This is a genomic window from Streptomyces sp. NPDC020958, assembly GCF_055562175.1.
This window is the reverse complement of record NZ_JBVHFU010000033.1, coordinates 1-19867: the sequence shown is the minus strand read 5'-3', so window position 1 is coordinate 19867 and position 19867 is coordinate 1. Positions and strand designations below refer to the sequence as shown.

Genomic DNA, 19867 nt, shown 5'->3' with positions numbered 1-19867 from the left:
CTGACCTGCGACTGTCTCCAGTCGGGACGACAGGATTTGAACCTGCGACCCCTTGACCCCCAGTCAAGTGCGCTACCAAGCTGCGCCACGTCCCGGTGCCGTTTGACCTGGGGTTTCCCCGGTCGAAACGCGCAAGGAAACAATACCGCACTCGGCTTGGTGGTCGTACCCGGCTTTTTCGCCCGCGGAGCCGCGGCGTACGGTCAGCCCTCGTCCGGCAGCCCCAAGTCCGGATACGACTCCAGGAGTCGGGGCGGGGCCGCCTGTCTCCAGGAGTCGGCCAGGATGTCACGCAGCTCGGCCTCGTCCTCCAGCGCGGCCAGCCGGACCCGGACCCAGGCGAACATCGCCTCGTGGTCGGCGATCCAGAACTTGTCCGGCTCGGCGAGCACCAGCTCGTCGCGCTCCTCCTTGGGGCAGCGCACCGCGATCGAGGTCTCGTCCTCCGGGAGCGTGGCGAACATCTTCCCGGCGACCCGGAACGTGGGCATGTTCCAGGCGGTCTTCTCCGCGGTGTCCGGCAGGGACAGGGCGACACGGCGTACGTCTTCGGCTTCCGGCATGGGACGAACCGTAGCCCCCGCCACTGACAGTCATCGGGCGGAAGCGGCCAGGCGCTTGAAGTAGAGGGTGGTGGGGCGCAGCGTCCCGTAGGGGTCGAGCGCGTAGTCCGGGATGATCCCGGCGCGGGTCCAGCCCGCCGTACGGTAGAGGTGTTCGGCGGGGCTGTCCGTCTCGGTGTCCAGATGGAGCAGGGTGATCCCGTCGGCCGCGGCGGCCTCCTCGGCGACGGCGAGCAGCCGGCGCCCGAGGCCCTGTCCGCGGGCCTCGCGGTGGACCATCAGCTTCACCAGTTCGGCGCGGCGCCGGCTGTTGGGCTTCTCGGGGAAGGCGAGGCCGACCGTGCCGACGGCCCGGCCGGCGCCGTCCAGCACCGCCCACACGGCGAGGTGCCCGGCGGCCACGGCGTCCGCCCTCCCCCGCCACCAGTCGAGGGCATGCTCGCGCGCGAGCGGCGCGAGGAAGCCGACGGACGCGCCGGCGTTCACCGTGTCGGCGAGCAGGTCGGCCAACTCGGCCGCACGCTTCTTCAGCTGGTCCGCCCCGAGGCGCACTGCGGTCATGGCCGCACCACCGCCAGGACGTACCGGGTCTCCCCCGGCCCGGCGCACCGGAACCGCGTCGGTCCCCATACCCGCAGCCGTAGGCAGTCGCCGGTGTCCAGGAGGTGCTCGGTGCCCTCCGCGGTCACGGCGAGTGTCCCGTCGAGCACCCAGAGGTGCTGTTCCAGGCCGGGGACCGGCGGGCGGTCGTAGGAGATGTCCGCGCCCGCGACGAGCCGGCCCTCGACGAGTTCGCCGCGCAGCCCGGCGTGCGGCGGCGACACGGAACGCCGCACGAAACCGGAGGCGCGGTCCTCCCAGACCCGCTGTTCGGCCGCGCGCAGCACCGGCGCGGGTTCCGCCTCGACCTCACTGAGCAGCTGGGACATGGTCCGGCCGTAGACGCCGCAGAGCCGGTTGAGAAGGGCCGCGGTGGGGCTGGTCTCGGCCCGTTCGGCCCGGGAGAGGGTCGATTTGCTCAACCCGCTGCGCTCCGCCAACTCCCCGAGGGACCAGCCCTGTTCGGCACGCAGCGCGGCGAGGCGAACCCCGAGGCGGACATCGAGACCGGTACTGCCGGGGGTGGGGGCGATCACATCGTCGCGTTTCATGCACGGGACGCTATCCCGTATGTGAAACACCCGTGTTACGGACGCCTCACGGCCGCGCCGCCCCGCCCAGCGCCTCCAGCACCGGACGGATCAGCGGATGCCCCTCGGCGCCACGCCGTACGGCCGCGAACACCCGGCGGGTGGGGGCGTCGCCGTCGACGGGGCGTACGACCACACCGGTCAGGTCCATGCCGCGCAGCGCGGAGCGGGGCACGAGGGCCACGCCCGCGTCGGCCGAGGCCAGGGCGACCACGGCGCGGAAGTCGTCCGAGGAGTGTTCGAGGCGGGGCTGGAAGCCGGCGTTCTCGCAGGCCAGGACGACCACGTCATGACAGGGGTTACCGGGGTAGGGGCCGATCCAGACGTCCTTCGCGAGCTCCGCGAGGGAGACCTCGGGGAGCTCGGCGAGACGGTGGTGGAGCGGGACGACGGCGTCGAAGGGCTCGGCGTACAGGGGTACGTGGGTGAGCCGGGGGTCGTCGGCGGGCGGGGCCCCTCGGTACTCGACGGCCACCGCGACGTCGACCTGCCGGTCCAGGACCATCGGGAGGCTGGCGTCGCCCTCGGCGTCCTGGACCCGGATGCGGATGCCGGGGGCGGTGCGGGCCAGGTGGGCCACGGCCGGGGCGACCACCTGCGCGATACCGGTCGCGAAGGCGGCGACGGTGACCGTACCGGCCTCGCCCGAGCTGTACGCGGCCAGTTCGGCCTCGGCCCGCTCCAGCTGGGCGAGGACGACGTTGGTGTGGCCGAGCAGGATCTCGCCGGCCGGGGTGAGCCGTACCCCCCTGGCGCTGCGCTCGACCAGGCGGTGGCCGGTCTCCTGCTCCAGGGCCGCCAGCTGCTGGGAGACGGCCGACGGGGTCAGGAAGAGCGCGGCGGCAGCCGCCGTCACGGTGCGGTGGTCCGCCACCGCACGAAGGATGTGGAGCCGCCGCGCTTCGATCACGGGGCCGATTATTGCAATATGTCCACGCCCGCCGGACCACCGACGGGGAGGAGGGGCCGCAGGCACCGGCCGACGGCAACCGGAACGCACACCGGGGCCCGCCAACGCCGGCCACCAGACACAGGACACCGGGTCGCCGGCCCGGGGCCCCGGACACCGGATCGCCGGCCCGGGGCCCCGGACACCGGATCGCCGGCCTGGGCCCCGGCTCCCGGACGTCCGGCACCGAGCCCCCGGGTACCGGACCCCGGACACCGGAGCCTGGACACCAGCCCCCGCACCGGCGGCACCGCCCCCGGACACCGGCCGCCAGCACCGAACCGCAGACACTGGATCCCGGACGCCGGCCGCGGTTACCGAACGGCAAGCGCAGCCGAGCGGACACCGGCCGCAAACACCGAACCGCAGGCGACCGAACCCCAGACACCGGGCCGCAGGCAGCAAACCGCAAGTGCTGCTCCCCTCGGCTTCTCGGTGGAGCGCAGGGGTGTCGCACGCGGGTGTCGGTCGGCTCCGCACCCGGCGCGCGGCTCGCCGAACCCGGCGCTCAGCTCACCGGTTCCGGCGCTCGGCTCGCCGGGCCCCCGCGGTCAGCTCGTCAGTTCTGTGCGGGCCGCCACGAAGGCGTCCACCGCGCGGTTGACGTCGGCCGTCGAGTGGGCCGCGGACAGCTGGACGCGGATCCGGGCCCTGCCCTGCGGGACCACCGGGTACGAGAAGCCGATCACGTACACGCCCCGGTCGAGCAGCAGCTCGGCCATCCGTCCGGCCTCGGCCGCGTCGCCGATCATGACAGGGGCGATGGCGTGGTCGCCGGGGAGGACGTCGAAGCCCTCCTCGGTCATCCGGCGGCGGAACAGCTCGGTGTTCTCGGCGAGGCGCACCCGGAGGTCGTCGGCCGACTCCAGCAGGTCGAGGACCTTCAGCGAGGCCGCGGCGATCACCGGGGCGAGGGTGTTGGAGAAGAGGTAGGGGCGGGAGCGCTGACGCAGCAGGGCGACGATCTCGGCGCGGGCCGCCACATAGCCGCCGGAGGCGCCGCCGAGGGCCTTGCCGAGGGTGCCGGTGACGATGTCGACGCGGTCCATCACGCCGTGCAGCTCGGGGGTGCCCCGGCCGGACGGGCCGACGAAGCCGACGGCGTGCGAGTCGTCGACCATGACCATCGCGTCGTACCGGTCGGCCAGGTCGCAGATCTCGCGCAGCGGCGCCACATAGCCGTCCATGGAGAACACCCCGTCGGTGACGACGAGCCTCCGCCGCGCACCGGCCGCCTCCTTCAACTGCCTTTCCAGGTCGTCGAGATCGCGGTTGGCGTAGCGCAGGCGGCGGGCCTTGGAGAGCCGGATGCCGTCGATGATCGAGGCGTGGTTGAGGGCGTCGGAGATCACCGCGTCCTCCTCGCCGAGCAGGGTTTCGAAGACGCCCCCGTTGGCGTCGAAGCAGGAGGAGTAGAGGATCGTGTCCTCCTGGCCGAGGAACGCCGACAGCCGCGCCTCCAGCTCCTTGTGCACCTCCTGGGTGCCGCAGATGAAGCGGACCGAGGCCATGCCGTAGCCCCAGCGGTCCAGTGCCTCGTGGGCGGCGGCGATCACCTCGGGGTGGTCGGCGAGGCCCAGGTAGTTGTTGGCGCAGAAGTTGAGGACCTCACCCGGACGGCCCCCCGCGGTCACGGCGACGGTCGCGGACTGCGGGGTGCCGATGACTCGCTCGGGCTTGTGCAGCCCGGCGGCGCGGATCTCGTCGAGGGTGTCGCGCAGGTCGTCGCGTACGGAGTCGAACATGGCAGAAGCTCCTAAGGAATCACGCAGTCCAGTCGAGGATGACCTTGCCGCCGCGGCCGCTCGCCGCGTCGGCGAAAGCCGCCTCGAAGTCGCGGTAGCCGTAGCGGCCGGTGATCACGGGGGCGAGGTCGAGACCGCCCTCCAGCAGGACGGACATCGCGTACCAGGTCTCGAACATCTCCCGGCCGTAGATGCCCTTGATGGTGATCATCGAGGTGACGACACGGGCCCAGTCGACGGGGAACTCCTGGGTGGGCAGACCGAGCACCGCGATCCGGCCGCCGTGCGTCATGTTGGCGATCATGTCCCGCATCGCCTCGGCTCGGCCGGACATCTCCAGGCCGATGTCGAAGCCCTCGCGCAGGCCCAGTTCCCGCTGTCCGTCGGCGATGGAGGCCTGCGCCACGTTCAGCGCCAGGCTCACGCCGATCTTGCGGGCCAGGTCGAGGCGCTCCTCGCTGACGTCGGTGATCATGACGTGCCGGGCGCCCGCGTGCCGGGCCACCGCCGCCGCCATCAGGCCGATCGGTCCGGCGCCGGTGATCAGCACGTCCTCGCCGACCAGCGGGAAGGAGAGCGCGGTGTGCACGGCGTTGCCGAACGGGTCGAAGATCGCGGCCACGTCGAGGTCGACCGGGACCCGGTGCACCCAGACGTTGCCGGCGGGCAGTGCCACGTACTCGGCGAACGCGCCGTCGCGGCCGACGCCGAGGCCGACCGTGGCCCGGCACAGATGACGCCGCCCGGCCTGGCAGTTGCGGCACTTGCCGCACACCAGGTGGCCCTCGCCGCTGACCCGGTCGCCGGCCTTGATGTCCACGACGTCGCGTCCGGTGGCCACCACCTCGCCGACGAACTCGTGCCCGACCACCAGCGGCGTGGTGACGGCCTGCCGCGCCCAGCCGTCCCAGGCCTTGATGTGCAGGTCGGTGCCGCAGATCCCGGTCCGCAGCACCTTGACCAGTACGTCACCCGGTCCGACCGCGGGCTCCGGCACGTCCACGAGCCACAGCCCGGGCTCCGCCTTCTCCTTGACCAGCGCCTTCAACGCTACGGCTCCTGTGCGTGAGGGGCCGGTCGCGGGCACGCCGAAGCGGCCCGCGACCGGGCATGAGGGGTGGTGTCGCACAGAAATCTGCCGTACCCGGGCGTCCGGGTCCATCGAGGTTTTCTTAAGCGCCGCCACAGCTGCGCTTCACGCCCCCCGAAACGCCCGGCGGGGCCTGCCTATTCGAGGCGGGAGACCTGGTAGTGGCCGAGGTACCAGTCCTGCGCCACCCGGGTGACGACGACGGAGAGCTTCACGTCCAGCGGTGACCGGTCCCGGAACGAGAACTCGACGGCCAGGTAGCCGAGCACCACCCCGTCGGCGAGCCGCCGGGTCTCCAGGATCCGGTACGCCGCCTTCATACCCAGGGGCTGGGAGGCGTAGTACGCGGCGACGCCCTCCCGCCCGACCGAGTAGGGGTGCAGTCCCTGGAAGACGGCGTCCTCGGTGAACAGCGCGGCGACGTCCGCGGGGCGGTGCCCGTCGACGGCCGCCTTCCACCGGTCCAGCACCCGGCTCAGGACCGCCGCGTCGTCAGCGGTGGTGGTCATGTCCACTCCTGTCCCTCGGTGTGACGGCCGGTCAGTGTCCGGCGCTCATGCCGCCGTCGACGTGCAGGATCTCGCCGGTGACGAAGGGCGCGGTCTCCAGGAAGAGCACCGCGTCGACGATGTCGCTGACGTCACCCATCCGGCCGACCGGGTGCAGGGCGGCGAGGAACTCGTGGGTCTCCGCCGGGTGCATGGGGGTCTTGATGGTGCCGGGCGAGACGGCGTTGACGCGGATGCCGCGGGTCGCGTACTCGATCGCCAGGGACTTGGTCGCGGACTGCAGTCCGCCCTTGGTCAGGGAGGCGAGGACGGAGGGGACGCGGGCGTCCGGGCTGTCGACCAGGCTCGTGGTGACGCTCACGATGTGTCCGCCGCCCTGGGCGAGCAGGTGCGGGAGCGCCCGCTGGGTGAGGTGGAAGAAGCCGGCGACGTTGATGCCGGTGACGGTGGCGTAGTCCGCGGCCGTGTACTCGGTGAACGGCTTCGCGACGAAGACACCCGCGTTGTTGACCACGGTGTCGACACGCCCGAACCGCTCGACGGCCGCGGCCACGACCCGCTCGGCGGTCTCCGGGTCGGCGATGTCGCCCTGGACAATCAGGACGTCGGGATCATCGACGGGGGTGATCGTGCGCGAGGTGGCGACGACGGCGTGGCCGAGCTTGCGGTAGCCCTCGACCAGGGCGGCACCGATGCCCTGGGAGGCACCGGTGACGATCGCGACCTTCTGCTGCGGTGTGCTCATGATGACCTTCTCCGGGTGGCGGACCGGTTACTAGCCGACCGGTCGACTATCCGGCACGGTAGGTCGGACGGGCGGGGGGACGCCAGGATCGGTCTCCTCCCGACTGGGAGGCGCTGCCTCCCAGCGCAGCTCAGCGCGTGGGCGCGTACGGGTCGCCGGTGGGCAGCCAGGCGTCCGGGGCCTGGATCCCGAGGTCGCCGACGCCCTCGCACAGGGCGTCGGCGGCGGCCAGGACCCCGGCGCGGTCCTCGCCCTCCCGCATGACCAGGGACCAGGTCCAGTACACCTTCGGCCCGGCGACCTCCCGGCGGACCAGGTCGGGCGGCAACGGGGCGGTCTGTCCCTTGGGCGAGTTCAGGACGGGGCGGGTGCAGCGGCGGACGTGGTCGAAGAAAGCGGGACCGGTGACCGCGCCGTCGGAGATGCGTACGGCGCGGGCGCCGACGGTCTCGGTCAGTTTCTCGGCGTACGCGTTCCAGGAGGCCCAGGAGGTGACGTCGTCGTCGATGAGGACGTCGACGTCACCGGCCCGCACCTCGCCGTTGTCGGGGCCCTTCGCGACGGCGTAGAGCCGGTCGGCGCCGATCAGCCGGGCCCGCAGCCCGAGCCGCATCAGGTCCTCGGTGCGCACCCAGCAGACGGCGAGGTCGAGGCTGCCGTCGGCGACCCGGGCGGCCTGGGTGTGGGAGGGGGCGACCCAGGCGTCCAGGTGCACCCGCGCCACCGCGGCCGTACGGGAGGTCAGGTCCGGTGGCAGCCAGTTGACGTAGCCGAGCCGCACCGCCTGGGAGCCCGAGAGGCGGCCGGCCCGGCGTCGTAGGTCGTCGGCCCGCTCCAGCAGGGCGCGGGTGTGCGGGAGCAGGTCGGCTCCGGCCGGGGTGAGGGAGACCGACCGGCGGTCCCGGTCGAACAGCCGGACGCCCAGGTCGCGTTCCAGCGCCTTGATCTGCTGGGAGAGCGAGGGCCCCGCGATGAGCAGCCGCTCGGCGGCCCGGCCGAAGTTCAGTTCCTCGGCGACCGCGACGAAGTACCGCAGCTGGCGAAGTTCCACGCGCGCCATGCTACGCGCGCTGGAAGGCCGAGCCTCTCAGCAGCGAGGCAGCCGGTCGTGGCCACGGTACCGGGGCCGGCCGCACGATGAACTCACCGACGAGGAGGGGAGCACTCCGTGCGCGAGTTCCCGGCGTCCCGGCGCCCAGGGCGGGGCCGGCGCCTCACGACGACCGCCCCCGCTCCCCGCGGCCATGTGGCCCGCGCCGGCGCCGCGCTCGCCGCGGGCATGGGCGTCGGCCGTTTCGTCTACACCCCGATCCTGCCGCTGATGCACGCTCAGGCGGGTCTCTCCGCAGGTGCCGGCGCGCACCTGGCCACCGCCAACTACGTCGGCTACCTCCTCGGCGCGCTCGTCGGCACGCTGGCGCCCACGCTGGTCCGGTCGCGTGCCGTGCTGCGCGGTTCCCTGGTCCTGCTGGCCGTGACGCTCGCCGCGATGCCCCTCACCCGCAGCACGGCGGTGTGGGGTGCGCTGCGGCTGCTGGCCGGAGCGGCGAGCGCGCTGGTGTTCGTCGTCGCCGTCGCCTCGCTCCTGCACCACCTGCGGGACCACCCGCCGCATCTGCCGGGGTGGGGTTTCGGCGGCGTGGGGGCCGGCATCGCCCTGTCCGGCCTGCTGGTGCCGGCCCTGCGGCCGGTCGCCGACTGGCGGGCCGCCTGGTGGGCGGCCGCGGCGCTCGCCGCGGTACTGGCCGCGGCCGCCTGGAACCTGCGGCCCGAGGACGCGTCGGCCGCCACGCCGAACGGGGACCGGCCGACGGGCCGCGCCCAGCGCCGGTTCGGTGCGCTGTTCGTCAGCTACTTCCTGGAGGGCGTCGGCTACATCGTCGCGGGGACCTTCCTGGTGGCGGCGATCGGCCAGGGCTCCCCCACCGGTTGGGTCGGCAGCGGCGCATGGGTGCTGGTGGGGCTGGCCGCCGTACCGTCGGCGGCGCTGTGGGCCCGGCTGGGGCGCCGGTGGTCGCGGCCAGGCCTGCTGGTCATCGCGCTGGTGGTGCAGGCGGTCGGGATCGCGCTGCCCGCGCTGACCGGGAGCACCGGCGCGGCCCTCGGCTCGGCGGTGCTGTTCGGCGCCACGTTCCTGGGCGTCAGCACCCTGGCCCTGGCCACGGGGGCGCAGCTGCGGTTCCCCCGCTCCGTCGCCCTGCTGACCGCCGGCTACTCCGTCGGCCAGATCCTCGGCCCGCTGGCCGTCGCCCCCCTGCTCGGCCACGGGTACCACCAGGCCCTGCTGTTGGCCGCGCTGGTGGTCCTGGCCGCGGCGGCATCCGCCGCAGTGCTGCGGATCGGCTTCCCGCAGCACATGGGCGGGGGCCGCACAAGCGACGGCCTCACGGACGCAAGCCGTGCGGAGGCGGCCCAGGTGAACGCAGCCGGCGGGGAGGCAGCCGGCGCTGAGGCGGGCTACGGGGCGCAGGTGCGGCAGCGGCGCTCGGCGGCCCGCGTCACGGGCACCTAGGTGTTCGGTCCGGGGAGAGGGCGGCGGGGTGGGACAGGCCTCGGCTCCGACTGGCTGCACACCTGGCCGCCACCTCCCGAGGCAGGACACCCAGGGGCTGTCCGGCGGATCAGGTCGCAGGAAAGCAACGGTGACTCATCGGCCGAGGTGAGCGGGGTCTCTGGTGCGTCCGGCTGCACGGCGGAGGAGCCGTGGCCGATCAGCCGCTGCCGCGGCGGGCGACGCGGTGGGGGCACCTCCCGGCCGGAGGCTGGGGGACGTCGGCGACCGACGACAACGCCGCTGGGGGCCCCACGCCTTTGGGGCAGTGGGGGAGGGCGTGCCGGACCCCGCGTCTGCGGCATGATCCGCCGGACAGCCCCTAGCCCTCCGTCGCCCCCAGCAGGGCCCGGCAGTTCTGCCACAGGGGGCTCAGTCGTCCCGGGCTGTTGTAGAGCTTGGCGAACATCACCTGGCCCTCCAGCTGGGCCACCACCGCCCGTGCCGCCTCCCGGGTGTCGGTCACGGTCACCTCACCGCTCCGGCGGGCCTCGGTGACGACTGACTCCACCATGTCGACCTGGGCGTCGAATATCTCCTGCAGCCGTCCACGGACCGCCTCGGTCTGGTTGCTCAGCTCCAGGGTGAGGTTCCCGAACAGGCAGCCCGCCACAGTGCCGCAGTCCCGCTGGCCGGCGAGTTGCCCGGCCTCCGTCTCCTCGAACAGCCGCCGCAGCCGCCGCAACGGCTCCCCGTCACCGGCCAGGACCCGGGTCCAGTCACGCTTCTGCGCCGCCCAGTGCTCGTCCACGACCGCGAGCGCGAGCGCTTCCTTGGACTCGAAGAAATAGTAGAAGCTGCCCTTCGGCACCCCGGCCGCCCGACAGATCTCGGCCACCCCGAGCGCCGCGTACCCGCGCCCCTCGATCAGCGACCGGGCGGCGTCGAGGAGCTTCCGCTTGGCGTCACTGGTACGTCCCATGGGACCAGGGTACGGAGGTACTAGACCGGTCGGCTGGTGAGCGGGGGCGTTCCCGTCGTCACAGCAGCGGGAACCCGTCGGCCTCGCGTCGCTCCAGGCGGGCCACCAGCTCCGCCGCCGACGCCTTGATGGTCTCCAGACCGGGCCGCCCCCAGGGCCGTGGCTCCACGTCGACCGCGCACACCGTGCCGAGCACCGTCCCCGTGCTGTCGACGAGCGGGGCGCCCAGGTAGGAGCGGATGCCGAACTCGTCGACGATCGGGTTGCCCGCGAACCGCGGGTAGTCGCAGACGTCCTCCAGGACCAGCGCCTTGCGCCGCACCACCACGTGGGGGCAGAAACCGTGGTCGCGGGCCAGCTCCCGGCCGAGCACCGGCGTACTGCCGTCGGGCTTCACCACGGGTGGCGCCACGGCCGGCAGGTGCAGGCCCGCGAAGAACTGACGGTCCTGGTCGATGAAGTTGACCATGGCGTACGGCGCCCTGGTGATCTCGGCGAGCCGGTCCGCGTAGATGTCGAGCTCGGGGTCGGGGCGGCCGCCCAGGCGCAGTTGGCCGAGGCGGCGGGTGCGCTCGGGTGCCTCCTTGTCCTCCGGGGTGAGCAGCAGGCGACCGGCCGGGCGCGAGGGGTCGTACCTCATGCGCGGGCTCCGGCGCTGGGGACGTGGGTCATGTACGGGCTCCGTGAGGGGTGTGCGGGCTTCACCTGTGGGCGCCGTGGCTCGGCGCGGAGACCGGGGCGTGGGCGATGAGGTGGCGGACGAGGGTGAGCAGGGTCTGGACGCCGGAGCTGGAGATCCGGGCGTCGCAGCGGACGACGGGGATCCGCGGGTCGAGGTCGATGGCGGCGCGTACCTCCTCCGGGTCGTAGCGGTAGGCACCGTCGAACTCGTTGACGGCGACGATGAAGCCGAGGCCGCGTTCCTCGAAGAAGTCGACGGCCGCGAAGCAGTCCTCCAGCCGGCGGGTGTCGGCGAGGATGACCGCCCCAAGCGCACCTTCGGACAGCTCGTCCCACATGAACCAGAACCGCTCCTGCCCGGGCGTGCCGAACAGGTACAGCACGTGCTCCGGGTCCAGGGTGATCCGGCCGAAGTCCATGGCCACCGTCGTCTCGACCTTGTTCTCGATGCCTTCGAGGTCGTCGGTGGCGGCGCTGACCGTGGTGAGCAGTTCCTCCGTGGACAGCGGTGCGATCTCGCTCACCGCGCCCACGAAGGTGGTCTTGCCGGCCCCGAACCCACCGGCCACCAGGATTTTCAGCGCGGTGGGAAAGGGGTCAGAGCTGTCGTCGTAGTCCATCGAGCACTGCCTCCAGGAGGGACCGGTCAGTGGGGTTGTGGCGGAAGGCGGGGGGTTTGGCGGTGAGCGCCCCGCAGTCGACGAGATCGGAGAGCAGCACCTTGGTGACAACGGCGGGCAGCTTGAGGTGCGCGGCGATCTCGGCGACCGAGACGGGGCCGCGGCACAGGTCGAGCGCCTGCGCGTGCTCGGGGCCGAGGTAGCCGAGGGGGGTGGTCCCCGTGGCCATCACCTGCGACATCAGGTCGAGGGCGATGCTGGGCTCGGTGCGGCCGTTGCTGACCGTGAACGGACGCACGAGGCGTCCGGCCGCGTCGTCCAGCCACGGCCCGTCGCCGGCTGCCGCCACCCTCAAGGCCTCATCGCCGTGGGTTCGACGGCGTGCTGCCGGGGCGCGGTGACGAGGTACGGGCGGACGCTCTTCACCAGCATCGCCATCTCGTAGCCGAGGACGGCGGCGTCGGCCTCCCGGCCGGCCAGGACCGCGAGGCAGGTGCCGGTGCCGGCGGTGGTGACGAACAGCAGGGTCGAGTCGAGTTCGACGACGACCTGGCGGACGTCCCCGCCGTCGCCGAACCGGACGCCCGCGCTGCGGCCCAGCGAGTACAGGCCGGAGGCGAGCGCCGCCATGTGGTCGGCGCTGTCCGGGTCGAGGCCGTGGACGGACTTCACGAGTCCGTCGCAGGAGAGCAGCACGGCGCTGGTGGTGTGCGGTACGCGCTGCACGAGGCCGCTCATCAGCCAGTCGAGGTCGGATACCTGGGCGGTCGGCGCATCGCTCGCCATGGTGGATCGACTCCTTGAAGTACGAAGGTCCCCGGGAGCACTGTGGGTGGGGGTGGAGTGGGCGGTGGGGGTGGTGACGGTGCTGTTCATCCGGCCGGTGTGCTCCCGTCGGGCCGGGTGGTGAACTCGGAGGTGTGCACCGGGCGCAGGGCCTGGGAGTGCGACGAGGGCCGGGACACCGACGGGGGGTCGGCGGGGTCGCGGTGTGCCCAGCTCAGATGCGTCCGGGTCAGGTGGTCGCCGGCCACGTACTCGTCGGCCAGGTGGTCGTGCGCGGCGTGGACGTGGGTGGCGCGGACATGGGTGGCGCCCGAGGTGCTGCTCGCCGGGTCGCCCCCGGAGGCACCCGCGCTGCCGCCGGCTCCCGTCACCGCCGTGTCGAGCGCGCCCATGACGGGGGGTGCCGGTTCGGTCGGTGCGATGGCGGGTGCCGGTGGTTCCGGCTGGGTGGCCTCCAGGTGCTGCTGGGCCTCGGCGAGGCCGATGCCCCGCTGGAAGGCGGCCATCAGGCCGGGGTCGTGTCCGGCCGGAGCCTCGTTGCTGTCCTGGCGGGGCGCCGGGCCGCCGCGCAACTGGGGGACGATGTGCTCCTGGGCGCGGCGGCGCGGTAGTTGGGGTTTGCCCATGGTGCCGCGCACGGCGCCGACGCGGGGCACGGGCGGGGCGCCGGCGTTCCCGGCGACCGCGGGCCGGTCCTCGGGCCGGATGCCGGGAAGCGCCTCGGCGGGGTTGGGCCGGGTGTCCTGGGCGCCGCGCACCGGCAGCGGCGCGGGTGCCCCGCCGGGCTGCGCGTGTCGGCGACGCTCACCGCCGGCCGCCCCGGGAGCCCCCGGCTGTCGCCCGGTGCGTCCTCCGGCCGGCGGACCGCCCGCGGTCGCCGCCCGGCTCCCGGTACCGGGGGCGGCGCTGGTGCCGGTCCCCGCGGCGCCGGGCGGTGCGCCGCCCTCCGCTGCCCCGGTGCCGGCGGACGGCCACGCGGTCCCGGTGCCCGGGGCACCCCCCGGCGCCGTCGGCGTACCGCCTCCGGCCGCCGTGCCGCGCGGCTGCGGTACGGCCCCGAGTGCGCCCGGCGCCGTACCCAGCAGGGCCTGCGGGACGACGAGGACGGCCTGGACGCCGCCGTAGATGTTGGTCTGCAGGCGCACCTGGATGCCGTGGCGGCGGGCGAGCTGGGAGACCACGAACAGGCCGATGCGGCCGTCGGCCAGCAGGCTGGCGACGTTGACCTGGTCGGGGTCGGCGAGCAGGGCGTTCATCTTGGACTGTTCGCCGACCGGCATGCCGAGCCCGCGGTCCTCGACCTCGACCGCGAGGCCGGAGGTGACGAGGTTGGCGCGGAGCAGCACCTGGGTGTGCGGGGCGGAGAACACGGTGGCGTTCTCGACGAGTTCGGCGAGGAGGTGGATGACGTCGGCGACGGCGTGTCCGCGCAGTTCGCCGTCGATCGGGGGGACGAGCTTGACCCGGGAGTACTGCTCGACCTCGGCGATGGCGGAGCGCAGCACCTCGGTCATGGAGACGGGGTTGCTCCACTGCCGCCGGGAGACGGCGCCGCCGAGCACGGCGAGGTTCTCGGCGTGCCGCCGGATGCGGGTGGCCAGGTGGTCGACGTGGAAGAGGCCCTTGAGGAGGTCCGGGTCCTCGATCTCGTTCTCCAGGTCGTCGAGGATGGAGATCTCCCGGTGCACGAGGGACTGAAGCCGCCGTGCCAGGTTGACGAAGACCTCCAGCTTCTGTTCGCTGCCCGCCTGGCTGGAGAGCTGGGCGGCCTGCACGACGGCGGTGACGGCGCCGTCGTGCGCGCGCGACAGGTCGGCGGCGAGCAGTTCGAAGTCGTCGGCGTCCTCGGGCGGTCCGCCGCGCGGTGTGCGCGGGGGCGGGTTCTCCCCCCGGCGCAGCGCCTCGACGAGCGCGCGCAGATCGGTCTCCCCGCGGGCGGCGGTGCGGCGCAGCGCGTCCACGCGGTCGCTGACCGAGCGGGCGGCGCGGGCCGCGGCCACGGCGGCGATCACGATGCCCGCGGCGGTCACCGAGAGCGCTCCGGCGAGCACGGCCAGCAGGCCGAGGCCGGGGCGGGCGCCGGTGGAGCGGATCGTGAAGAGGACGGCGGCGCAGCCGCTGAGCGCCACCGCGACCGGCGGCAGCACGGCGAGACGCATCAGCTGCGGCCGTATGTGTGCCTCGGGCAGCGCGGGAACGGGTCGGGCGACCGGACGTCCGTGCCGGCCGCCCTCACGGCGGTCGGCGCGGGCGGCCGGTGCACGGAGGTGAGACATCTGCGTCCTCGTACTGGTCCGTCGGGCCTGGTCTCTCGCGCGGGTCGCGCGAGCTGGGCATGCGCCATCGCGGTGCCGGCCGAGGGGATCGCAGAAGATTCCGGCCCCGCGTCGTCCGACGGACACTCACAGTAGTCGCCAAGGCATCATGTGCGGTGGGCAGTTGACAAAGTCACCCGGAGATGGTCCCGCTCTGGTATGAGCCGTCGTACGAAAGCCCGATAACCTCGTCGGCGCCACGTCCCCGAACGACCACCGACCGATCCGACCTGCTCAAAAACGGTCACCGGCGGAAGGATCGGTCCGGGCCGCCCGTCCCACCGCTCCCCCGTCGCGGAGTGCGCCCCGCGCCTCGCCCACCGGCCCGGCCGAGTACCGCACCGCCCCCTCGCGCCCGCACCGCCACCCCGGAAGCGTCACCCAGAGTGACCCCTTTGGCCTCCACTACCCGGCCGGTCATGACGGTGCCCCCGCCCGGTTCGGGCAGGGGCACGCACGTCTCTTCCACCACAGGGGTGTCGTCACTGACGGCCTCTGTCACCGGGCCCCGTCACCGAGTCCCGTCACCGGTCCTCCGCCACCGCGTCCGGTTCACGCCTCGCCCGCGAGGTCGAGGTCCCCTCGTCCCGGTGTGTTCTCCGGCCGTACCGCGAGGCGCCAGGGCCGGGTGATCGGCGCCGACACCGTGCGCCACCAGGGGTCGGCGGGCAGCTTCCCGGACGGTTCGAAGGGCTCGCCGGGGCGCGGCAGCGCCACCGCCTGGCCCGCCTCGTCACCCGCGTCCCTGGTCCACTCCCCCGGCTCGGCCCAGGCGTGCGGGGCGAGGTTGAAGGTCCCCCAGTGGATCGGCAGCAGCACGCCGTGCGGCCGGCCCCCCTGGAGGTCGAGGTGGGCGCGCATGCCCTCCTCGGGTGTCATGTGTATGTCGGGCCAGTGCTCGCTGTACGCGCCGATCTGGATCATCGTCAGGTCGAAGGGGCCGTGGTCGGCTCCGATGTCCCGGAAACCGTCGAAGTAGCCGGTGTCACCGCTGTGGTAGATCCGGTGCTCCGCGCCCGCCACGACCCAGGACGCCCACAGGGTGTGCTGGGTGTTGCGCAGCCCCCGGCCGCAGAAGTGGCGGGCAGGGGTGGCCGTCAGGGTGAGGCCGCCGACCTCGGTCGCCTCGTGCCAGTCCAGCTCGCGCAGCCGGCCGGGCGCCACCCCCCACTGCTCCAGGTGGGCGCCGACGCCGAGCGGGACGGCGAACAGGGTGTCCGTACCGGCCAGTGCTCTGATGGTCGGCAGGTCGAGGTGGTCGTAGTGGTCGTGCGAGATGACCACCACGTCGACCGGGCCGAGCGCGGCGAGCGGCACCGGGACCGGGTGCAGGCGCTTGGGGCCGGCGAAGGGGAACGGCGAGCAGCGTTCGCCCCAGACGGGGTCGAACAGGACGCGGTGTCCGTCGATCTCGGCGAGGACGCTGGAGTGCCCCATCCAGGTCACCCGGAGTCCGCTCGCCGCGGGTTTGGCGAGGTCGGCGACGGTGGTGGGGTGCACGGGGACGGTGCCCCGGGGAGCGCGGCGGGCGCGCTGCTCCTTCTCGAAGTACTTCTTCGCGAAGTCCAGCATCGAACCCGAGGGCCGGGTGCGCGCGACCCCGCCGGGGTTCTGGAAGACACCGTCCTTGAAGTGCGGTGAGCCCTGGATGCGGGCCAGGCGCTCACCGCCGGGGTCCGCGCCGAAGGCGGCGGGCCGCAGCGCGCGGAGCCCGGAGCTCAGGGGACTCGAACCGGTCACGGTGCCTCCAGTGCTGTTGCCGAGGCCTCCCATTATGGTCGGCCCCGCGGGCGGTCGGCGTTGACACCTCGCCACCCGCCTCCCAATACTGACCCACTGTTCAGTAACACTGTTTCTTCACACAGCTCGCGAGGAGCCCCCGTGTCCGCTCCCCTGATGTCTCTCGTCTGGACCGACCACGTCACCGGCCGCCAGGGCTTCCTGGTCGTCGACCGGTTGGTGCGGGGCGTGGCCAGCGGCGGTCTGCGGATGCGGCCGGGCTGCACCCTGGAGGAGGTCACCGGGCTCGCCCGGGGGATGACGATGAAGGAGGCCCTGCACTACGACCCCGAGGGCCGCTACGTCCCTCTCGGCGGCGCCAAGGGCGGCATCGACTGCGATCCGCGCGACCCGGGGGCGTACCCGCTGCTGGTCCGCTACCTGCGGGCCATGCGGCCGTACATCGAGAGCCTCTGGACCACCGGCGAGGACCTCGGGCTCACCCAGGACCTGGTGGACCGGGCCGCCGCGGAGGCGGGGCTGGTCTCCTCGGTGCAGGCGGTGTACCCGCTGCTGGACGACGAGACGGCGGCCCGGCGACGGCTGGCGGACGCCTTCGCCGTCGAGGTGGACGGCCTCGGACTCGACGAGCTGGCCGGCGGCTGCGGGGTCGCCGAGTCGGCGCTGACGGCCCTGGACCGGGCCGGGGTGCCGCACCGGGGGACCCGGGTCGCCGTTCAGGGGCTCGGCACGATGGGCGGGGCCACGGCGCGTTTCCTCGCCCGCGCGGGGCTCACGGTGGTGGCCGTCGCCGACGTCAAGGGCACCATCGCCAACCCGGCGGGCCTGGACGTCGAGGCCCTGCTGCGCGCGCGGGACGCGTACGGCACCGTCGACCGCGCGGTGCTGCGCCCCGGCGACCTCGAACTGCCGGGGGACGCCTGGCTCGGCACGGGCGCGGAGGTGCTGGTGCCCGCCGCGGTGTCGTACGCGATCGACACGGCCAACGAGCACCTGGTCACCGCCCGCTGGATCGTCGAGGCGGCCAACATGCCGGTGCTGCCCGAGGCGGAGGAACGGCTCACGGCGCGCGGGGTGACCGTGCTGCCGGACGTGGTGGTCAACTCGGGCACGAACGCGTGGTGGTGGTGGACCCTGTTCGGTGACATCGGCCCGGACGCCGACGAGGCGTTCGCCCACATGCGGCGCTCGATGCGGGCCCTGGTGGGGCTGATGCTGGACCGTGCGGAGTCCGACGGCACGACGCCGCGGGCCGCCGCGCACGCCCTGGTGACCGACCGGCTCCCGGTGATCGCGGAACGGTTCGGCTGGTACCGCTGACGGACCGACGGCGCACGGGTGCCGCGTCGAGGAGCCGCAGGCACGAGCCGTGCGAGCGGGGGGTGGCTCACGGTCGGGTGTCGCGCGGCACAGCCGTGCGAGCGGCGCACGGGAACCGCGTCGGAGGAACCACCCGGCGCGAGGCGTGCGGGCCGCCGGTGGCTCACGGCCGGGTGTCGCGCGGCACAGCCGTGCGAGCGGCGCACGGGAACCGCGTCGGAGGAACCACCCGGCGCCAGGCGTGCGGGCCGCCGGTGGCTCACGGCCGGGTGTCGCGGGTGAGGACCACGGCGTAACGGCATTCGGTGGCGGTGGTGTTGGCGAAGACGCGGTCGGCGGGGGCGCCGAGTTCGATGGTGTCGCCGGTGCCGAGTTCGTGGACGGTGTCGCCGTCGTGGAAGGTCAGCCGTCCGTCGAGGACCCAGACGAGCTGTCGTACGAAGGCGAAGGCCGCCGCCGGGTACGGGACGCGGGCTCCGGCGGGCAGCCGGATCTCGGCGATCTCCGCAGGGAAGCGCGGGCCGGTGATCTGACGGCGCCGGTAGCCGGTGCCGGGGTCCTGCCACTCGGCCGCGTCCGCGCCGCGCCGTACGCCCGCCGTGTCGGCCACGGCGTCCGGCGCGCCCTCGGCGAGGGCGAGCAGGGTGGCGACGCTGAGCCGGAAGGCGGCGGACAGCTTGCCGAGGACGACGGCGGTGGGGTTGCTCTCACCCCTTTCGATCCGGCTGATCATCGCCGCGGAGACACCGGACGCGTCGGCGAGCTGAGCCAGGGTCCAGCGGCGCCGTTCCCGTTCGGCGCGGATCCGGGCCGCGATCCTCGCCACGAGCACGTCCGGCGCGGGATCTACTATGTTGGACATGAATCCACTATACGAGAGGACCCCGGTCGTGACGGTCCGCCCGGCACGGGCCGGGGACGCGGAGGCGGTGCGGGCGATCCGCAACCACGCGATCGAGCACTCGACCGCCCTGTGGACCGACACCCCGCAGACCCCGGCCGAGGGGACGGCCTGGTTCGCCACGCACCTGGAACGCGGTTCGGCGCTCGTGGCCGAGGTCGCCGGTGCTCCGGGCCAGGTGGCCGGATTCGCGGTGTACGGACCGTGGCGCGCCCTGGACGGCTATCGGCACACGGTGGAGGACTCCGTCTACGTGCGCGAGGGCAGCCAGGGACTCGGCATCGGCTCCGCGCTGCTGGCCGCGCTGATCGCCGCGGCGCGCGAGGCGGGCCACCATGTGATGATCGCCGGTATCGAGGCCCGGAACGCCCCGTCCGTCCGGCTGCACGAGCGGTTCGGCTTCGAACACGCCGGCACGGTCCGGGAGGTGGGCACCAAGTTCGGCCGCTGGCTGGACCTGACACTGATGCGGCTGCCGCTGTCCTGAGACCGCGACGCGGGTGGCGGGAGGACCGATTAGGGTGACCGCGTGGCAAGAGTGCGGTTGAGTGTGGCCGAGCGGCGCGAGGAGCTGCTGCGGGCCGCCGTCGAGCAGATCGAGGCGCGGGGCGTGGCCGCGGTGCGCATCGCCGACGTCGCGTCGGCGCTCGGCGTGAGCAACGCTCTGGTGCTGTACCACTTCTCGACCAAGGAGAAGCTGGTCGCCGCCGCGTTCACCCATGCCGCCGAGGGCGATCTCACGCATCTGCGCCAACTGCTCGGCCGCCGGACGTCGGCGCTGCGCCGGCTGCGGGCGGCGGTGCGCTGGTACGCGCCGACCGGGCAGGCCAAGGGGTGGCGGCTGTGGATCGAGGGCTGGGCGGTGGCGCTGCGCGAACCCGCTCTGCGGGACGTGACCAGGAGTCTGGACCAGCAGTGGAAGGCCGCGCTCGCCGAGGTCATCGCCGAGGGGGTGGCCGCCGGTGAGTTCCAGTGCCCCGACCCGATGGCCTCGGCCCTGCGGCTGACGGCCCTGCTCGACGGGCTCGCCGTCCAGCTCACCTCCTATCCGGGCGCCGTACCGCGCTCCCGGGCGCAGGAGTGGGCCGACGAGGCGCTGGCCCGCGAACTGGGGCTGCCCGCGGGGCGGGGGGGGGGGGCCCCGGGGGGGGCCCCCCCCCCCCCCCCCCCGGGGGCCCCCCCCCCCCCCCGGGGCGGTCCCCCACGTTTTGTCGGGCGGCGGGAGGGCCCCCCAGGGCCT

The 19867-nt window shown here is 73.7% G+C and carries 21 protein-coding genes and 1 tRNA gene; 4 read left to right on the top strand and 18 right to left on the bottom strand.

Annotated elements, in window-relative coordinates:
- Positions 1-21 precede the first annotated feature (21 nt).
- The 10 genes from ACZ3KP_RS40665 to ACZ3KP_RS40620 form a co-directional block, all read right to left on the bottom strand.
- A tRNA-Pro gene (locus ACZ3KP_RS40665) sits at positions 22-95 on the bottom strand.
- Positions 96-203: 108 nt separating this feature from the next.
- A complete protein-coding gene (locus ACZ3KP_RS40660; protein WP_467506138.1) occupies positions 204-563 on the bottom strand; it encodes an MmcQ/YjbR family DNA-binding protein in 360 nt (119 codons plus the stop codon).
- Positions 564-593: 30 nt separating this feature from the next.
- On the bottom strand, positions 594-1124 hold the full coding sequence (locus ACZ3KP_RS40655) for a GNAT family N-acetyltransferase (RefSeq protein ID WP_467506137.1): 531 nt from the start codon (positions 1122-1124) through the stop codon (positions 594-596).
- Positions 1121-1714, bottom strand: a complete 594-nt coding sequence (locus ACZ3KP_RS40650; RefSeq protein WP_358981787.1) for a helix-turn-helix domain-containing protein — start codon at positions 1712-1714, stop codon at positions 1121-1123. The genes ACZ3KP_RS40655 and ACZ3KP_RS40650 overlap by 4 nt, the downstream gene beginning before the upstream one ends.
- Before the next feature lie 46 nt (positions 1715-1760).
- Positions 1761-2663, bottom strand: coding sequence for a LysR family transcriptional regulator (locus ACZ3KP_RS40645; RefSeq protein WP_467506135.1), 903 nt, complete (start codon positions 2661-2663; stop codon positions 1761-1763).
- Positions 2664-3253: 590 nt separating this feature from the next.
- Complete coding sequence (locus ACZ3KP_RS40640) at positions 3254-4447, bottom strand: glycine C-acetyltransferase (RefSeq protein ID WP_467506133.1); 1194 nt, start codon at positions 4445-4447, stop codon at positions 3254-3256.
- A 19-nt stretch (positions 4448-4466) separates the two neighbouring features.
- Complete coding sequence (gene tdh, locus ACZ3KP_RS40635; RefSeq protein WP_358981791.1) at positions 4467-5495, bottom strand: L-threonine 3-dehydrogenase; 1029 nt, start codon at positions 5493-5495, stop codon at positions 4467-4469.
- 179 nt (positions 5496-5674) lie between these two features.
- Positions 5675-6046 (bottom strand): YybH family protein, encoded by a 372-nt coding sequence (locus ACZ3KP_RS40630; RefSeq protein WP_467506132.1) that lies wholly within the window; start codon positions 6044-6046, stop codon positions 5675-5677.
- A gap of 31 nt (positions 6047-6077) precedes the next feature.
- On the bottom strand, positions 6078-6791 hold the full coding sequence (locus ACZ3KP_RS40625) for an SDR family NAD(P)-dependent oxidoreductase (RefSeq protein ID WP_467506131.1): 714 nt from the start codon (positions 6789-6791) through the stop codon (positions 6078-6080).
- A gap of 130 nt (positions 6792-6921) precedes the next feature.
- Positions 6922-7851 carry a LysR family transcriptional regulator gene (locus ACZ3KP_RS40620; protein WP_467506129.1) on the bottom strand — a complete coding sequence of 310 codons (930 nt, stop codon included), beginning with the start codon at positions 7849-7851 and terminating at the stop codon, positions 6922-6924.
- A 219-nt stretch (positions 7852-8070) separates the two neighbouring features.
- Here ACZ3KP_RS40620 and ACZ3KP_RS40615 point away from each other — a divergent pair, with 219 nt between their 5' ends.
- On the top strand, positions 8071-9303 hold the full coding sequence (locus ACZ3KP_RS40615; RefSeq protein ID WP_467506140.1) for a YbfB/YjiJ family MFS transporter: 1233 nt from the start codon (positions 8071-8073) through the stop codon (positions 9301-9303).
- A 361-nt stretch (positions 9304-9664) separates the two neighbouring features.
- On the opposite strand, the gene ACZ3KP_RS40610 is transcribed toward ACZ3KP_RS40615, so the two are convergent.
- The 7 genes from ACZ3KP_RS40610 to ACZ3KP_RS40580 all read right to left on the bottom strand — a co-directional run bounded on the left by ACZ3KP_RS40610 (position 9665) and on the right by ACZ3KP_RS40580 (position 16406).
- Positions 9665-10264, bottom strand: a complete 600-nt coding sequence (locus ACZ3KP_RS40610) for a TetR/AcrR family transcriptional regulator (protein ID WP_467506127.1) — start codon at positions 10262-10264, stop codon at positions 9665-9667.
- 58 nt (positions 10265-10322) lie between these two features.
- On the bottom strand, positions 10323-10904 hold the full coding sequence (locus ACZ3KP_RS40605) for a GAF domain-containing protein (RefSeq protein WP_358981792.1): 582 nt from the start codon (positions 10902-10904) through the stop codon (positions 10323-10325).
- Between the two features lie 61 nt (positions 10905-10965).
- On the bottom strand, positions 10966-11565 hold the full coding sequence (locus ACZ3KP_RS40600) for a GTP-binding protein (protein ID WP_358981793.1): 600 nt from the start codon (positions 11563-11565) through the stop codon (positions 10966-10968).
- On the bottom strand, positions 11543-11914 hold the full coding sequence (locus ACZ3KP_RS40595) for a DUF742 domain-containing protein (RefSeq protein ID WP_358981794.1): 372 nt from the start codon (positions 11912-11914) through the stop codon (positions 11543-11545). Before ACZ3KP_RS40595 ends, ACZ3KP_RS40600 begins: the two co-directional genes overlap by 23 nt.
- A 2-nt stretch (positions 11915-11916) precedes the next feature.
- Positions 11917-12351: a roadblock/LC7 domain-containing protein gene (locus ACZ3KP_RS40590; protein ID WP_467506124.1), complete on the bottom strand. Its 435-nt coding sequence runs from the start codon at positions 12349-12351 to the stop codon at positions 11917-11919.
- An 86-nt stretch (positions 12352-12437) separates the two neighbouring features.
- A complete protein-coding gene (locus ACZ3KP_RS40585; RefSeq protein ID WP_467506122.1) occupies positions 12438-14627 on the bottom strand; it encodes a sensor histidine kinase in 2190 nt (729 codons plus the stop codon).
- A gap of 591 nt (positions 14628-15218) precedes the next feature.
- Positions 15219-16406 (bottom strand): MBL fold metallo-hydrolase, encoded by a 1188-nt coding sequence (locus ACZ3KP_RS40580; RefSeq protein WP_467506120.1) that lies wholly within the window; start codon positions 16404-16406, stop codon positions 15219-15221.
- Positions 16407-16547: 141 nt separating this feature from the next.
- On the opposite strand from ACZ3KP_RS40580, the gene ACZ3KP_RS40575 reads away from it, so the two are divergent.
- Positions 16548-17726 carry a glutamate dehydrogenase gene (locus ACZ3KP_RS40575; RefSeq protein WP_467506118.1) on the top strand — a complete coding sequence of 393 codons (1179 nt, stop codon included), beginning with the start codon at positions 16548-16550 and terminating at the stop codon, positions 17724-17726.
- Positions 17727-17985: 259 nt separating this feature from the next.
- Here ACZ3KP_RS40575 and ACZ3KP_RS40570 read toward each other — a convergent pair whose 3' ends face one another.
- Positions 17986-18588 carry a helix-turn-helix domain-containing protein gene (locus ACZ3KP_RS40570; RefSeq protein ID WP_467506117.1) on the bottom strand — a complete coding sequence of 201 codons (603 nt, stop codon included), beginning with the start codon at positions 18586-18588 and terminating at the stop codon, positions 17986-17988.
- On the opposite strand from ACZ3KP_RS40570, the gene ACZ3KP_RS40565 reads away from it, so the two are divergent.
- Positions 18587-19114 (top strand): GNAT family N-acetyltransferase, encoded by a 528-nt coding sequence (locus tag ACZ3KP_RS40565; protein ID WP_467506115.1) that lies wholly within the window; start codon positions 18587-18589, stop codon positions 19112-19114. The two genes, ACZ3KP_RS40570 and ACZ3KP_RS40565, sit on opposite strands and share 2 nt — an antisense overlap.
- A gap of 42 nt (positions 19115-19156) precedes the next feature.
- On the top strand, positions 19157-19867 hold a 711-nt coding region (locus ACZ3KP_RS40560), incomplete at its 3' end, for a TetR/AcrR family transcriptional regulator (RefSeq protein ID WP_467506113.1).

Excerpts from the sequence above, each read along its gene's own strand:
- ACZ3KP_RS40660 (WP_467506138.1), bottom strand. The coding sequence starts at position 563 with ATGCCGGAAGCCGAAGACGTACGCCGTGTCGCCCTGTCCCTGCCGGAC.
- ACZ3KP_RS40655 (WP_467506137.1), bottom strand. The coding sequence starts at position 1,124 with ATGACCGCAGTGCGCCTCGGGGCGGACCAGCTGAAGAAGCGTGCGGCC.
- ACZ3KP_RS40650 (WP_358981787.1), bottom strand. The coding sequence starts at position 1,714 with ATGAAACGCGACGATGTGATCGCCCCCACCCCCGGCAGTACCGGTCTC.
- ACZ3KP_RS40640 (WP_467506133.1), bottom strand. The coding sequence starts at position 4,447 with ATGTTCGACTCCGTACGCGACGACCTGCGCGACACCCTCGACGAGATC.
- ACZ3KP_RS40630 (WP_467506132.1), bottom strand. The coding sequence starts at position 6,046 with ATGACCACCACCGCTGACGACGCGGCGGTCCTGAGCCGGGTGCTGGAC.
- ACZ3KP_RS40625 (WP_467506131.1), bottom strand. The coding sequence starts at position 6,791 with ATGAGCACACCGCAGCAGAAGGTCGCGATCGTCACCGGTGCCTCCCAG.
- ACZ3KP_RS40620 (WP_467506129.1), bottom strand. The coding sequence starts at position 7,851 with ATGGCGCGCGTGGAACTTCGCCAGCTGCGGTACTTCGTCGCGGTCGCC.
- ACZ3KP_RS40615 (WP_467506140.1), top strand. The coding sequence starts at position 8,071 with ATGGGCGTCGGCCGTTTCGTCTACACCCCGATCCTGCCGCTGATGCAC.
- ACZ3KP_RS40610 (WP_467506127.1), bottom strand. The coding sequence starts at position 10,264 with ATGGGACGTACCAGTGACGCCAAGCGGAAGCTCCTCGACGCCGCCCGG.
- ACZ3KP_RS40605 (WP_358981792.1), bottom strand. The coding sequence starts at position 10,904 with ATGAGGTACGACCCCTCGCGCCCGGCCGGTCGCCTGCTGCTCACCCCG.
- ACZ3KP_RS40600 (WP_358981793.1), bottom strand. The coding sequence starts at position 11,565 with ATGGACTACGACGACAGCTCTGACCCCTTTCCCACCGCGCTGAAAATC.
- ACZ3KP_RS40590 (WP_467506124.1), bottom strand. The coding sequence starts at position 12,351 with ATGGCGAGCGATGCGCCGACCGCCCAGGTATCCGACCTCGACTGGCTG.
- ACZ3KP_RS40585 (WP_467506122.1), bottom strand. The coding sequence starts at position 14,627 with ATGTCTCACCTCCGTGCACCGGCCGCCCGCGCCGACCGCCGTGAGGGC.
- ACZ3KP_RS40565 (WP_467506115.1), top strand. The coding sequence starts at position 18,587 with ATGAATCCACTATACGAGAGGACCCCGGTCGTGACGGTCCGCCCGGCA.
- ACZ3KP_RS40570 (WP_467506117.1), bottom strand. The coding sequence starts at position 18,588 with ATGTCCAACATAGTAGATCCCGCGCCGGACGTGCTCGTGGCGAGGATC.